This window comes from Sinomonas albida, from assembly GCF_004919045.1.
GTDB classification, from domain to species: domain Bacteria; phylum Actinomycetota; class Actinomycetes; order Actinomycetales; family Micrococcaceae; genus Sinomonas; species Sinomonas albida.
In genome coordinates, this window is sequence record NZ_SWDW01000005.1 from 71,615 (window position 1) to 85,740 (window position 14,126).

A 14,126-nucleotide genomic window follows, 5' to 3' on the forward strand; every position below is an offset into this window, starting at 1 on the left:
ATACAGTTCCCCGGGCCGGCGGCCCTCGCCGCACTGCTCAGGCACGGATCCGCACCCCGCGCGGCGTCGAGTACGCTCCGGCGCTCTGGAGCGCACGCGCGAGCTCGGTGTCGAGGAGGTCCCGCCCGTTGACCTTCTCCATGACGAGCTTGTCCACGGCCCCCGAGCGGACGACGCCCACGAGGGCGGCCGCCGCGGGAGCGAGCACGCGCGGGTCGTCGGAGAAGGCGAGCAGCGTCTTGCCGCCGCGTTCGACGTAGAGGATCAGGGCGCCGTCGACCGTCACGACGAGCGCGCCCGCCTTCCTGCCCGGGCGGTGGCCCGTCGCGGCGTCGGGGACCTCGGGCCAGGCGAGGGCCGCGCCGTACGGGTTGGCGGGATCGGTCGCGGCGAGCGCGAGGGCCTCGCCCACGGCCTGGGGCTCGAATCCGTCGCCGGGGGCCGGGGGCGCCGCGGTCTCGTCCCGCGCGAAGGAACGCAGGCGATCCACGGTGGCCGGCACGGCGAACTGCGCGGCGCCGAGCCGGTCCACGAAGTACCCGCGCCGGCAATTCCCGGACTCCTCGAGGCGCGAGAGCACCTTGTACAGCAGCCCGAAGCCGCCGGGAACGTCCTCGGCCATGACCGATCCGCGGGTGAGCACGCCGTACCGGTCCATGAGCAGTTCGGCGAGCGCGTGGGCTTTGATCGTCGCGTCGACGTCGACGCGCGGAACCGCCGACCAGCGGCCGACGGCGAGTGGCGGCGCGGCGGACGACGGCGCGTCGAAGCCCCTGCCGACGGCACCGAGGCGCCCGAGACGAGGGGAGCGCCCGCCGCGGAGCGCCTGCGGGCTGTGATACGGACTGTACGAGCGGGTCCGCGGTGTGCGCGCCGGCTGGCGATGCGCAGTGTGCCCGGCGTCGAGCATCGCGCGGACGGGGGCGAACGTGTCGCCCGTGATGCGGCCGGCCCACGCGAGGCCCCAGAGGGCCTGGACTGCGGCCTCGTCCGGGAGCACGCTGTCCATGCCACCGGCCGCCTCCGCAAGCTGCCGGAAGAAGTACCCGCCGCCGCCCGACAGGAAGTCGAGGACCCGCTGCTGCGCCGCGTCCGGCTCGAACTCCGGGTCCGGCGCGAGCGTGAGCGCGGCCGATTCGCCCACGTGCAGGCTGATCCAGCCGTCGTTGCCGGGCAGCGCGCCCGCGCCCGTCCAGAGCACCTCGCCGCTCGCCATGAGCTCGTCGAGCACGGCGGGTGCGTAGTCGGACACGCGACTGCGCAGCACGAGCGGCTCCCACGCGCTCGCGGGGATCGGCACGCCGCTGAGCTGGTCGACGACCGTCAGGACGCCGTCGTGCCCGCGCAGCCCCGAGCCGCGCCCGCCCGCTGCACGCCGGCCAACCTCGCCCGCCCGGCCGGGGACCCCTGCGCTCGCGGGCGCATCGGCTGGGCCAACGTGCTGCCACGCCGCGAGGAACCGCGCGAAGGCGGGCTGGTCGACAGGCTCGACGTCGGCGCGCAGCGCCGCAAGGGAGCGCCGGCGGATCTTCCGCAGGACGCTCGCGTCGCACCACTCGCCCGGACTGCCGGGCCCGCCCGCAGCGGGCGTCTCGCCGCTCGTGGGGCGGAACGTCCCCTCGATGACGCGCCCGTCCGCCGCGAGCCGCTTGAGCGTCGAATGGACGACGGCGACTCCCAGTCCCAGCCGTGCCGCCGCCTCCCCGGCGGTGAACGGCCCATGCGTGCGCGCGTAGCGGCCCACGAGGTCGCCGAGCGGATCCGCGACGGGCTCGATGAATGCGAGCGGCACGCCGATGGGCAGGGGAACTCCGAGCGCGTCCCGCAATCGGGAGGCGTCCTCGATCGCGGCATAGCGCTCGGCCCCAGCGATCGAGACCACGAGGGCCCGCTTGCCAGCCACCAGCTCCTCGAGGTGCTGGGAGCTCTCAGCGAGATGCTGGGCTTCCTCGGCGAGGCGCCCGCTGGCATAGGCACCCTCGTGCCCGGAGACGCGGAGCCGCTCGGCCACCTCGGCCACCGAGAGCGGCCCCAAGAGCCGCAGCAGGTCCGCCGCGCCTTCGAGGCCGGACAGCTGACGGTCCTCGGCAAGCCGCTGCAGCTCGCGCTCGGTCTGCTCGATGATGCGCGCGTCGAGGAGTTCGCTCAGCTCGGCGCGGCCCAGAAGCTCGTTGAGGAGCGTCGAGTCGAGGGAGAGCGCGGCGGCGCGCCTCTCCGCGAGCGGGGAATCGCCCTCGTACAGGAACTGCGCGACGTAGCCGAAGAGGAGGGACCGCGCGAAGGGCGAGGGCTGCTGGGTGGTGGTCTCGACGAGCCGCAGCTCGCGGCGCTGCATCGACGCTGCCACGTCCTTGAGGGCTGGCAGGTCGTAGACGTCCTGGAGGCACTCGCGCACCGCCTCAAGGATGATCGGGAACTGCGGGAACTTCTTCGCGACGTCGAGCAGCTGCGACGCGCGCTGGCGCTGCTGCCACAGGGGCTGCCGCTTGGTGGGGTTCTGCCGCGGCAGGAGGAGCGCACGGGCGGCGCACTCGCGGAAGCGAGCCGCGAACAGGGCCGATCCGCCCACCTCGTCCGTCACGATGCTCTCGAGTTCGTCCGGCTCGAAGACGAACAGCTCGGCCCCCGGCGGCTCGTCCTCCATCATCGGCACGCGCAGCACGATCCCGTCGTCGGCGGCCATGGCGGAACCGTCGATCCCGTAGCGCTGGCTCAGCCGCTGCCCGACCGCGAGTGCCCACGGCGCGTGGACGGGCATGCCGAACGGCGAATGCAGCACCACGCGCCAGTCGCCGAGTTCGTCCTGGAAGCGCTCGACCACGAGCGTCCGGTCGCTCGGCACGAGCTCGGTGGCCTGCTTTTGCTCGTCGAGGTACTGGAGGAGGTTCCCGGCCGCGAACGGGTCGAGCCCTGCCGCTTCGATGCGCGAGAGAGCGCGCTCGCGGTCCGCGCCGGACACCTCGCGCTGGAACGCCCCGAGTGCGCGGCCGAGCTCGACGGGCCGCCCCACGCCGTCGCCCTTCCAGAACGGCAGCTTGCCGGGCTGGCCGAACGCGGGGGAGACGAGCACGCGGTCGTGCGTGATGTCCTCGATCTTCCAGCTCGTGGCGCCGAGCGCGAAGATATCGCCCACGCGGGATTCGTAGACCATCTCCTCGTCGAGCTCGCCGACCCGCCGCCCGCCGCGCGCGGCCTGGGCCGCGGTCGACCCTTCGGCCTCCGTGCCCACGATGTAGACCCCGAACAGCCCTCGGTCGGGGATCGTGCCGCCCGAGGTGACGGCGAGCCGCTGCGCGCCGGGGCGCCCTTCGATGGTGCCCTCGGTGCGGTCCCAGACGATGCGCGGCCGCAGCTCGGCGAACTCGTCGCTCGGGTACTTGCCGGAGAGCAGGTCGAGAGTCGCGTCGAAGGCCGAGCGCGGCAGGGTGGCGAAAGGCGCCGAGCGGCGCACGACGTCGAACCACTCCTCGACGTCGATCGGGCCGAGCGCCGTGGCCGCGACCGTCTGCTGCGCGAGGATGTCGAGCGGGTTGGTGGGCACGTGCAGCGCCTCGATCTGGCCCGCGAGCATGCGCTCCACCGTGATGGCTGTGTGGACGAGGTCCGCGCGGTGCTTCGGGAACAGGACGCCCTGGCTCACCTCGCCGACCTGGTGTCCCGCGCGTCCCACGCGCTGCAGGCCCGAAGCGACCGACGGCGGCGACTCGACTTGGATCACGAGGTCGACGAGGCCCATGTCGATACCCAGCTCGAGGCTGCTGGTCGCGACGACGCAGCGCAAGCGCCCGGACTTGAGGTCGTCCTCGATCTGGGCGCGCTGCTCCTTCGAGACCGAGCCGTGGTGGGCCCGCGCGAGCACGGGGTCCGCGCCCGAGGTCTGGCCCGCCTGGGCCATCATCTCGGCGGGCGTCCGCGTGGCCGTGGCGGTTCGGGCCCCCCGATCCGAGGAACCGCGATCCGCGGAACCCCGATCAGGGCTCGCGTCCCACGGGTCACCGCCCGGAGTCGACCCCTGAACCTCGGCAGTGGCCGGCTCGTCCCACACGCTCGGCTGGAGGCGCTCGGCATAGATCTCGTTGAGTCGGCCCGTCAGCCGCTCGGCGAGGCGGCGCGAGTTCGAGAACACGATCGTGGAGCGGTTCGCGAGCACGAGGTCCACGATCTTCTCTTCGACGTGCGGCCAGATCGAGGCCTGCGGCTGGAGGCCTGAGGCCGGGCCCATGTCGTGCGCGCCAGCTGCGCCCTGGAGATCGCTCATGTCCTCCACGGGCACCGTCACGGTGAGCTCCCACGTCTTGGAAGCGGGCGGCGCCACGATCTCGCACGGCGCCTGCCCCGCGAGGAACTGCGCCACGAGCTCGCGCGGCTCGACCGTGGCCGAGAGCCCGATCCGCTGCGCCGGCGTGGGCAAGAGCGCGTCGAGCCGTTCGAGCGAGACCGCGAGGTGCGCGCCGCGCTTGGTGCCCGCCACCGCGTGCACCTCGTCGACGATCACGGTCTCGACCTGCGAGAGCGTCTCGCGAGCCTGCGACGTGAGCATCAGATAGAGCGATTCGGGCGTGGTGATAAGGATGTCCGGCGGGTGGGCCAGGAGCGCGCGACGATCCGCCGCCGTCGTGTCCCCCGAGCGCACGCCAACGCTCACGTCCGGCGCGGCGAGCCCGAGCCGTCGCGCCGTCTGGGAGATGCCGATGAGCGGCGCGCGGAGGTTTCGTTCGACGTCCACGCCGAGCGCCTTGAGTGGCGAGATGTACAGCACCTTGGTGTGGTTCTTCGGCGCACGACGGCGCCGCCCGCCTCCCGCGGGCTCGTCCCCTGGGGCGTCGCTTGCCCGGGCCCCGACGTCGCCGCGGGACAGGCCGGGGAGGGTCCCGCCGTCGTCCGCTTCGGGCGAGGCGCCCGACCCGCCGTCGTGACGCATGAGCCGGTCGAGCGACCACAGGAACGCCGCGAGGGTCTTTCCGGAGCCTGTCGGGGCGACGACGAGCGCGTGCCGGCCCGAGGAGATTGCCTCCCAAGCACCGGCCTGAGCAGGGGTGGGCCCGCGGAAGGCACCCTGGAACCATTCGCGCGTGGCCGCGCCGAACCGCTCGAGGACCGCCGCGGACTGATCCGCGCCGCGGCCGTCCGAGTTCCGGTTCGGGTTCCGGGCCATCACCAGACCATCATCCCGCACCCCACCGACACTTCTGCAGGACGCCTCAGGACGGCCCCGAACGCGGAAGTCCCCTAAAGTCTCGACAAGTCCCCGTGAGGGTGACTTGTCGAGTCCCTAGGGGACTTCGATTCGGAGCCGAGGTGCCTACATCGGCTGGAAGGACCGGATCGTCAGGAGGTGGAGTCCGGCCTCGCTGCAGGCCGTCTGCTGGTTTGGGATGAAGAGCGAGCCGTAGTCCTCCGGCGGATAGATCCGGATGCCCGCGGCCTGGACCTCGGTGCAGCTTCCGGCGTAGAGGCCGGCCTGCGTGTAGCCGAAGTCGGCGGCGCCGGACTGGCCGGGGTTGAGCGTGATGTCGACCGGCGGGACGCTCTGGTCGCGATCGGCCGGGGCGCCGATCGGGCCGCCGTCCGGGCCGTTCGTGAGCGAGACGCCTGCGAAGCCGCTCAGCAGGCATGCGCTGCTGCCGGTGTTCTTGAGCACGATCTTCGTGTAGACGTGGCCGGCCGCCCCTCCTGCGCCCGGGGCGAGGGACGCGCTGAGCTGCGTCGAGACACACCGCGCGAGGCCGCCCGCGTTCGAGGCGGGAGCGGAGGCGGAGGCGGAGGCCGGGGATGAGCTGGAGGATGCCGAGGGCGTCGGGCTCGCCGAGGCGCTCATGGGCGTGGACGACGACGGCGCTGGGCTTGAGCTGGTCTGGCTCGCGGAGTTGTTGCCGCACGCGGAGAGGCCCAGCGCGACGATGAAGATCGCCGAGGCGAGGGCCGGAAGACGCAGGTGGCGGGTCATAGTCCCAGAATTCACTCCAGCCACACCAGCGTCAAGTATCGGCGCGGGTCGCCGCGCTAACCGTTAGATAACGGCCGTTGGCCCCTGGGCAGGGCCCTAGCGCACCTCAACGGTCAGGATCTGGACCCCGTTGTTCCCCATCCCGCCCAAGTTCCATTCGGCCTCGAGGGGCTGGATGTTGCCAGCGGAATCGGTGGCCCGGCATGCGAGCTCGTGCCGGCCGGGCGTCGCGACCCACGGGAACGTCCAGCCCTGCCACGCGTGCAGCCCGACCGGCGGATCCACGTGCGCGGCGAGCCACTCGCCGTCGATCCCCACCTCGACCCTGGAAATGACCCCATTCCCGGACCACGCCCGCCCGCGCAGCATCGTGGGCCCGGCCCCGAGCGTGCGCTGCCGCGTGAGGAAGTCGGGGATGCCTGGCGGGACCATGAGCGAACGGACCCTGATCCGCCGCACCGGTGTGCCGGCGTCGTCCGCGTCCTTCCGGAAGACGTAGGCGACCGCCTGCTGGTAGCCGGTGAAAGGCTCGGTGACGGCCTCGATCGAGCGGAGCCACTTGACGCTCGTCATGCCATACCAGCCCGGCACCAGAAGGCGCACGGGAAAGCCGTGCTGCGGCGGGAGCGGCCGGCCATTCATCTCGTAGGCGAGCAGCACGCCCTCCGCACTGGCCTCTTCGACCGTGAGGCTGCGCGCGTAGTCCTGTTCGACCGAGTCCTGGATACCTCGGTCGTGGCCCGTGAACACGAGCTCCACGGCCTCGGGTGCGAGGGCCGCCTCGACGAGGAGCGGCGCGAGCGGCGTGCCGGTCCATTCGGCCGTGCCGAAGCCGCCGAGGTCCCACGGTTGGCTGATGGGCCGAGGCTCGAAGCGCGTGCGGCCGTTGCCCGCGCACTCGAGGATCACCGTGACGGTCTCGCGCGGCAGGCGCGTGAGGTCACTCAGCGTGAGTTCGAGCGGGCGCCCGACCGCGCCGCCGATGGTGAGGCGCCACTCGACCGGGTCGACGTCCGGGACGTCGAAATGCGTCAGGACGTAGTGCAGCCCCGGGGGAGTGAGCGGCCAGCGGAGAGCCTCGAGAGGCGCCTCGTGGTTGCGGCCGGCGAGGTGGAGTTCCTCGAGCGTGATGGGACCAGTGGTCGGGCTCGTGGGGAGGGTCGGGGCTTGGGCCGTGGGCTCGGCAGTGGCCGCAGCGGGGGCGGCGACGTGGTGCTGCGGCCGGTGCTGGGCGGTGATTTTGGCTCGCATGGAGTCAGTGTGGGCGCGCCCGGGAGCGCGCACAATGGCCGGTCGCCCCGGGCGGTGGCCTTACTCCGGCTGCGGCCCGACCTAGGCGCCCGCGGCAGCGTCAGCTGCCCGCGGCGGGCTTGGGCTTGGGCTTCGGCTTGGGTTTCGGGGAGCCCGGCCCGGTGGCGGCCTCTCCGCCTGCCTCCGGCGGGGCGTCGCCCACCTGCGTGCCCTTGGGCGGACGACGCGCGGCAAGGCTCGCCGCCGCCGTCGTCCCTCCGATCGTGACGAGCGCCCCGAGGAGCATGGCCGCGTCCTCGCCGGGCGCGAGCACGCCGAGGCTCCGCCCGATCGTCGCGGCCGCGACGGGGACGCCGAGCTGGGCGGCCGAGGCTGCCGCGAACGGCAGGGGCATGCCGGTGAGCCGAGACGCGGCGTGGGCCACGACCGCGCCGAGTCCCAGGAGGACGCCGAGGAGGATCATCTGCGGGTGGCCGCCGAGCTGTCGCAAGTCGATCGACGCGCCGAGCCACACGAAGAACACGGGGCCGAGGAAGCCGTCGTTGAGCGCGAAAAGCTGCCGGGCCAGGCGCCGCGGCTCGCCCACCGCGGAGACGGCGAGGCCGAACGCGAAGCCCGCGAGCATGATCGAGACGTTGAAGAACAGCGCGAGCCCGGCGAGCGCAAACAGCACCGTGAGCTGGATCCTCAGCTCGAGCGCGAACTTGCGATTCTCCGAGAAGGTATGGAGCCGGTGCCGCGCCCCGCTCACCTCGACCATGCGCAGGAGCCACCAGACGACGACGGCGCACACCGCCACAGCGAGCGCGCCGATGGCCTTGGGGCCGGCGTGGGAGGGGTCGATCGCGAGCGGGAGGGCGACGATTGCCGCGACGTCCGCGAGCGCCACTTGGGCGGTGAGCTCGAGGACGGACGTGCCGGTGAACTTGAGCGATTCGATGATGGGCAGCACGAGCGCAGCGGACGACGACGCCATCAGCACCGCGTACAGCGGCGCGTTCGCGGGCCCGAACAGCAGGGCGACGGCCACGCCGAGGGCCACCGCGACCACCGCCGTGACGACCACCCGCAGAGCCCCCTTGCCGATGGCCTCGCGGATCGTCTTGTCGCGCACGGGCACGTGGGTGCCCGAGACGAACATCATGAGCGCGAAGCCCATGTCCGCGAGGAACTTGAGCGTCTCGTTGTTCGCGTCGACCCAGCCCAGGAGGGAGCGGCCCACGATGACGCCGGCGAGCAGCTCCCCGAGAACGAGCGGCAGGTGCCACGTCCGCCTCGCCGCGAGGAGCGGGCCCACGAGGGCGACGAGGCAGATGAGGGACAGCTCGACGAAGCTCACGCCCTAGCCCTCACTCGTCCTTCGCTGGGAAGTCCGCGAGCTTGACCGGGATGTCCGTGTTCTCGTCCGTGTAGTAGCTCGCACACACGCGGTGGTAGCCGTCGGCGATCTGGAGCGGGTCGCCGTTCGCGAGATTCCCGCGGACCAGGAGGATGGGGGAGAGCTTCTCGCCCTGGTGGACCTTGACGAGGTCGGAGCGCACGTGTGCGTTCGTCTCGTCGAGGAGGTCCAGGCGCGAGGCGCGGAGGATGTCCTTGGCCTTCTGCACGGTCACCGGCGCCTTCTTGAGCGCCTTGACGATGGCCTTGACCTCGTCCTCCGTGGCGAGGAGGGCCAGGTAGGAGGCGGCGGCCGGGTAGTCGTGCTCTTCTGGTTCGTCGAGCCATTTCACGGTCATGATGGGCCCCTTTCGTCACGAGGTTCGGCATTTCGTGGTGGGCATCATACGCCGGGGGCCACACCGAATTAACAAGGCGATACGTTGAGCACGTCGGCAACCCGAACGGCGGCTCGCTGAAGGGTTCTCTGGTCCTCTGAGGCTCAGTGCAGGCCGATGAGCAGCATCTGGTCCGTGCCGGGAATGCACGTCTGGAGGAAGATCGGCGGGTAGCCCCCGGCGAAATTGCCCACGACGTACTCCGAGGCGCCCTGCGAGACGACCATGCGCTGGAACGCCGTGAACGTCCCGTACCCCTGGACCGTCACCACCGTGCCGGGCTGAATCCAGCTCATCCTGCTCCAGCCGCCGCAGAAATCGTGCTCGACGATACTGACCGACACCGTGACGGGCGTGAAGCGGATGGGTCCTTGACACGCGTTGACGGCTGCCTGCCCGCCCGATCCGGCCACCGGGATGTACGCGGTGGGCGGTCCCGCCGGAGCGGCCGGCTGTGCGGGCGCGGCGTGGGACACCGGAGTGGCGGCGGGCGCCGCATCCGCGGCGGGCTGGGCCGGCGCCGCCTGAGCCGCGGCGGCAGCGGCAGCGGCAGCCTGAGCTGCGGCGGCAGCGGCCGCCTGAGCCGCAGCGGCCTGAGCAGCGGCAGCCTCCGCCGCCTGCCGGTCCGCCTCGGCCTTCCGTGCCGCGTCGGCGGCGGCCCGGGCGGCCTGGGCCTGCTGCTCGGCGATCACCGCCTGCGCCGTGGTGGCCTCCCGCGCCGCCTGGACGAGCACGGCGTGCTCTGCGAGCGGGTCAGGTACGACGGCGGCGCTCGCCTGGGCGGTCACCGCGTCTTCCACCGATGGCGCTTGGGGCACCGCCACCGAGGATCCCGCGAGGACGAGGAGGCCGCCGGCCACCGCCGCGGCAGACATGAGAGAAATGCGCTTGAAGGCTGAGACCGGTGCCATCGTTGAGACCTTGGATCGGTGCCGGCTGGATTTCGGCGTCTGATTTCAAGGTCTGAGGGCCCCAAAAGCCGGTAAAGGCAGTTCGGCCGAATAGGGTCTTCGGGGGCTGATATTCGAGTGTTTGGCTTACCGGCCTTTGGTCCCGATGCGCGTAGTCCGGCGGCCAGCGGGCCGAGTAGTGCTGTGAGGAATTGCGTACCTCCGAGGCTTCAGCCTTCGGATTTGGGACAGCGGTATCAATTCCCGAGCCGGTTAAAAAATTCCCGACTAACTGACCGGCCGGATGGACGTATTATTTCGTCGTTTTGACTAATTCTTTGACACTGATGCCTCAGTGGCCGCGCTGAAGATGCGGCCCCGGGCCAAACACAGGTTCGCCCCTGTATTCTCTGAGGGCGAGTGAAGGCCAGCTTTGGGGGACGGACGTGTCAAGTGGTGGTAAGGCCACGCGGCCTGGGTGGGTGAAGGCCCTCGGGATTCTCGGGGAACTCCTCATCACGGGCGCTGCCATCATCGGCCTGTTCGTGCTCTGGTATGCGTTCTTCAACCCGTGGGTCGTGGGGCTTCAGCAGGCGCAGGTCGCCGCCGAGCAGAGCCGGCAGCTCACCAAGGAGCTGCAGTCCCAGAAGCCGACGACGGCGCCGCTCACCCAGGCGCCCGCCTCGCCTTCGCAGCCCTCTGGTGCGGCCTCCGAGCCAGCGGCGTCCCAACCTGCAGCACCGGCTGCATCGAAGGCCCCGGCCAACGTGCCCGTCATGGCCGAGCCGGCGCACGTCGCGGACACGATCGGGGTCATCTACGTGCCTCGCCTGGGCTCCGATTGGCGCCGGATTCTCCGCGAATCCGTGGATACCGACCGCGTGCTGAACAGCGTGACCGCGGGCGTGGGCCACTACACCGGAACCGCCATGCCCGGCGGCCAAGGCAACTTCGCGATCGCCGCACACGATATCGGCTACGGCAACAGCTTCCTCAACCTCAGCAAGCTGCGGCTCGGGGACAGGATCTACGTCCAGACCTCGCTCGGCTGGTACACGTACGCGTTCCGGAATTTCCAGTTCGTTCAGCCGGACGCCGTCAACGTGCTCGACGCGGTGCCCACGGTCTCCCGCACGGCCGGCGCGGACCGCTTCATCACGCTCACCACGTGCTACCCGGCTGTTTTCCCGCCGCTCGAGCGCGTGGCCGCCTACGGGACGTTCGTGGGCTTCGACACCGCCCCGCCAGCCGAGCTGGCCCCCCTGCTCGCGAAGGACGGCTAACCGTGTACCGAGCCTTTTGGCGGATCCTGCCCGGCCCAGTCGCGGTGCGGGTCGCGATCCTTGCAGTTCTCCTGGCTGCGGTCCTCGTGGCCCTCGATCTGTGGGTCTTTCCTTGGATGGCCGCTACGTTCGTAAACGATCAGGCTACGGTCGGCGACGCCCCATGAGCGAGGTCAAGGAAGGCGAGGCGCGCGTGGAACCAGAGGGCCGCCGTCGTCCGTTGCGGAGGGGCGTCGCGCTCCTGGTGGTCGCGGTCATCGCGCTCGCCGTACTCGCCGCCATCGCAGTCGTGGTCGGGGGAACATCGGCGCCGAGGACCGCGTCCAGCGCGCCCGCCGCGACGTCCCAGGCCACGGTGTCCCGCACCGCCGCGCCCAGCGCTCCGGTTTCGACTAAGGCACCGCTCGCTCGCTTCGATCCGGCCGCACCAGACGGGGAGAACCTCACGCTCTTCGGCAGCGTGCTCACCAAGGCGGCGCAGTCCACGTCGTCGCAGTCGGTGACGGCGAAGACGCTCACGGACGCGCTTGTCGCCGCTGGCTTCAGCGGCGGGGCCATGCAGCGGACCGCGGATCAGACGAGCGCCAACCTCCAGGCACCCACGCTCACCGTCTCGGTGCGGCTCGGCGGCACGTGCCTCGTGGGGCAGTTCGTGCGGCAGGACGCGAGCGTTCAGACAGAGGTCGCCGCGCCGATCGGCACGGGCGCATGCCTCATCGGGCAGACCGCCCCCGTGGGGTAGGGCCGCTCAGACGGGCCAGGTGAGCAGCACGCCGAGCCCGTTGAACACTACGTGCCCCACGATCGCCCCACCCAGCCGCCCCGTGACCGCCGCTGTGGTCCCCGCGGCCAGCGCGAAGACGAACGTCGCGATGCCGGCCAGGAGCGCCTCGGCGGGCGTCGCGACCAGGAGAAGCGCGTGCACGGCGGCGAAGACCACCGAGGTAACGACGACGGCGGCCGCCCACCGCGCCACGCTGCCGAACCTTGCGAGGGCCTCGCCGAGCGTGCGCTGCATGAGGCCCCTGAAGTAGAGCTCCTCAAGGATCGGGGCGATGATCACGGGCGCGACGATGCCCCAGGCGATCGTCTCAGCGAGCGGGCTTCCAATCGCGCTGAGCGTGGGCTGCTGGACCAAGCCCGTCGAGCCGGTGGCGGTGAGCCGGACGGTGGCGTCGATGGCTCGAACGAGGCACCCGATGCCAATGCCCCACAGGACGTCGAGCGCACGGAAGCGGAGGCCGAGCCCGGCCATCGCACGGCTGAAGCTTTCGCCCCAGAAGCTCGCGGCGAGGGCCGCCAGAAAAGGAATCCACGCGGCCAGGTAGGCCGCCACGCCGAGGAATGGCCAGCCTGGCACCCGGGCAGAAAGGTCTTGCACGGCCCAGCCGCAGGTCAAGGCCGCAATGATACCTAGGACGGCCCACGCCAGCCGTATTTTCCAAACGTCTGTGATGGTTCTCATGGTTCTCGACTATGAACGTAAAGGATGTTGACCTGTGGCAACATATGTGGGGACATGGATAACCGCCGTGTGACTTGAGGGGGAGGGCCCTTTGGAGCTCAGAGAATACATTCGCATCCTACGCACGGGTTGGATCCTGATCGTGGTGATGGCCTTGCTGGGCGTGGCTGCTGCGGCGGCGTTCTCGATTCTGAGTAAGCCCCAGTTCAAGGCCTCGGCACAGGTGTTCGTCTCGACGCAGTCTGGAGGGACTGTCCAGGACCTCGTGCAAGGGAGCACCTTCACGCAGCAGCGAGTCAAGACCTACGCCGGGCTTGTGACGACCCCCATCGTTCTCCTGCCAGTCATTTCGAATTTGCATCTGTCGATGACTGCCGATGAACTGGCAAAAACCGCAATGGCGTCAGCTCCGCTCGACACGACGCTCATCGAGATCTCGGTGACCTCCCCCGACCCCGTCAAGGCCGCGGATATTGCGAACGGGATCTCGGAGAGCCTCACGAACGTGGTGCAGAACATCGAGTCGACGGGCTCGCAGAGTTCGCAGGTGAAGCTGACTCGGGTCAAGCAGGCGGACGTTCCCTCGACTCCGGTAACTCCAAATGTTCCGATCAACGTCGCCTTGGGCCTACTTGTCGGGCTCACGTTGGGCGTTGGCGCAGCTGTACTTAAGCACGCATTGGACAATCGAGTGCGCAGCGAGCGGGACGTCGAGGCAATCAGCACGGCGCCGATTCTCGGTGGCATCACTTTTGACGCGAAGGCACCCAAGCGACCCCTAATCGTCCAGGACGATCCTCGGAGCCCGCGGGCTGAGGCCTTCCGGACGCTGCGCACCAACCTGCAGTTCATCGACGCTGGGGGCGGAGCGCGCAGTTTTGTTATCACCTCTGCGGTTGAGAGCGAGGGCAAGAGCAGCACCGCCTCGAATCTCGCGATCGCGCTGGACAGCGCCGGCCACAAGGTGATCGTGGTCGATGCCGATCTCCGGCGTCCCAAGCTCGCGCAATACATGGGTCTCGAGGGGGCCGTTGGTCTCACGGATCTCCTCATCGGCCGCGCAGACATGGAAGATGCTGTTCAGCAATGGGGGCGCGGGGGCCTCCGCGTCCTTCCTGCTGGGAGCGTGCCACCGAACCCGAGCGAGCTGCTTGGATCCGCCGCTATGCACTCGCTCGTTCAGCGCCTCGAGAACGAGTTCGACTATGTTCTGTTCGACGCGCCCCCCGTGCTCCCGGTCACTGATGCTGCCGTCCTGAGCAAGTCGGCGGGGGGCGCAATCTTGGTTGTTGCCGCAGGACGGACTCATCGGAGCCAACTGAGCGCCGCCGTGACTGCTCTAGAGAACGTCGGTTCGCGGCTATATGGCTTTGTGCTCACAATGCTTCCCGTGCAGGGACCTCACTCCTACGGATACCAGACCTACGGTTACGGACCCGTCTATGCGCAGGATGAGGTCACAACGGGCAAGTCGGCGCGAATGCACCGCAGGCTTCGTGGACTCGCCGGATAAGC

At 70.4% G+C, this 14,126-nt stretch carries 10 protein-coding genes; 3 read left to right on the forward strand and 7 right to left on the reverse strand.

Annotated elements, in window-relative coordinates:
- Window positions 1-37: 37 nt before the first annotated feature.
- From E6A26_RS06280 to E6A26_RS17560, 6 genes are all read right to left on the reverse strand, one after another.
- Entirely contained in the window at window positions 38-5,155 is a 5,118-nt protein-coding gene (locus E6A26_RS06280) for an Lhr family helicase (RefSeq protein WP_136610341.1), read from the reverse strand.
- Window positions 5,156-5,302: 147 nt separating this feature from the next.
- Window positions 5,303-5,947, reverse strand: coding sequence for a DUF4232 domain-containing protein (locus E6A26_RS06285; RefSeq protein ID WP_136610342.1), 645 nt, complete (start codon window positions 5,945-5,947; stop codon window positions 5,303-5,305).
- A gap of 96 nt (window positions 5,948-6,043) precedes the next feature.
- A complete protein-coding gene (locus E6A26_RS06290) occupies window positions 6,044-7,198 on the reverse strand; it encodes a sulfite oxidase (RefSeq protein ID WP_136610343.1) in 1,155 nt (384 codons plus the stop codon).
- Between the two features lie 100 nt (window positions 7,199-7,298).
- Window positions 7,299-8,537, reverse strand: a complete 1,239-nt coding sequence (locus tag E6A26_RS06295) for a cation:proton antiporter (RefSeq protein WP_136610344.1) — start codon at window positions 8,535-8,537, stop codon at window positions 7,299-7,301.
- Window positions 8,538-8,547: 10 nt separating this feature from the next.
- Complete coding sequence (locus tag E6A26_RS06300; RefSeq protein ID WP_211128983.1) at window positions 8,548-8,934, reverse strand: hypothetical protein; 387 nt, start codon at window positions 8,932-8,934, stop codon at window positions 8,548-8,550.
- A 143-nt stretch (window positions 8,935-9,077) separates the two neighbouring features.
- Window positions 9,078-9,884 (reverse strand): LysM domain-containing protein, encoded by an 807-nt coding sequence (locus E6A26_RS17560; protein WP_168928681.1) that lies wholly within the window; start codon window positions 9,882-9,884, stop codon window positions 9,078-9,080.
- Between the two features lie 425 nt (window positions 9,885-10,309).
- Here E6A26_RS17560 and E6A26_RS06315 point away from each other — a divergent pair, with 425 nt between their 5' ends.
- A complete protein-coding gene (locus tag E6A26_RS06315; protein WP_168928682.1) occupies window positions 10,310-11,146 on the forward strand; it encodes a class E sortase in 837 nt (278 codons plus the stop codon).
- Between the two features lie 163 nt (window positions 11,147-11,309).
- Window positions 11,310-11,888: a DUF6993 domain-containing protein gene (locus E6A26_RS06320; RefSeq protein WP_136610348.1), complete on the forward strand. Its 579-nt coding sequence runs from the start codon at window positions 11,310-11,312 to the stop codon at window positions 11,886-11,888.
- Window positions 11,889-11,894: 6 nt separating this feature from the next.
- Here the strand turns inward: E6A26_RS06320 and E6A26_RS06325 are convergent, their stop codons facing one another.
- The gene (locus tag E6A26_RS06325) at window positions 11,895-12,506 is read right to left on the reverse strand and encodes a CPBP family glutamic-type intramembrane protease (protein ID WP_168928683.1); all 612 of its coding nucleotides are present in this window, start codon (window positions 12,504-12,506) and stop codon (window positions 11,895-11,897) included.
- Window positions 12,507-12,702: 196 nt separating this feature from the next.
- On the opposite strand from E6A26_RS06325, the gene E6A26_RS06330 reads away from it, so the two are divergent.
- Window positions 12,703-14,124 carry a polysaccharide biosynthesis tyrosine autokinase gene (locus E6A26_RS06330; RefSeq protein ID WP_136610350.1) on the forward strand — a complete coding sequence of 474 codons (1,422 nt, stop codon included), beginning with the start codon at window positions 12,703-12,705 and terminating at the stop codon, window positions 14,122-14,124.
- Window positions 14,125-14,126 lie beyond the last annotated feature (2 nt).

Excerpts from the sequence above, each read along its gene's own strand:
- E6A26_RS06280 (WP_136610341.1), bottom strand. The coding sequence starts at position 5,155 with ATGGCCCGGAACCCGAACCGGAACTCGGACGGCCGCGGCGCGGATCAG.
- E6A26_RS06285 (WP_136610342.1), bottom strand. The coding sequence starts at position 5,947 with ATGACCCGCCACCTGCGTCTTCCGGCCCTCGCCTCGGCGATCTTCATC.
- E6A26_RS06290 (WP_136610343.1), bottom strand. The coding sequence starts at position 7,198 with ATGCGAGCCAAAATCACCGCCCAGCACCGGCCGCAGCACCACGTCGCC.
- E6A26_RS06300 (WP_211128983.1), bottom strand. The coding sequence starts at position 8,934 with ATGACCGTGAAATGGCTCGACGAACCAGAAGAGCACGACTACCCGGCC.
- E6A26_RS17560 (WP_168928681.1), bottom strand. The coding sequence starts at position 9,884 with ATGGCACCGGTCTCAGCCTTCAAGCGCATTTCTCTCATGTCTGCCGCG.
- E6A26_RS06320 (WP_136610348.1), top strand. The coding sequence starts at position 11,310 with ATGAGCGAGGTCAAGGAAGGCGAGGCGCGCGTGGAACCAGAGGGCCGC.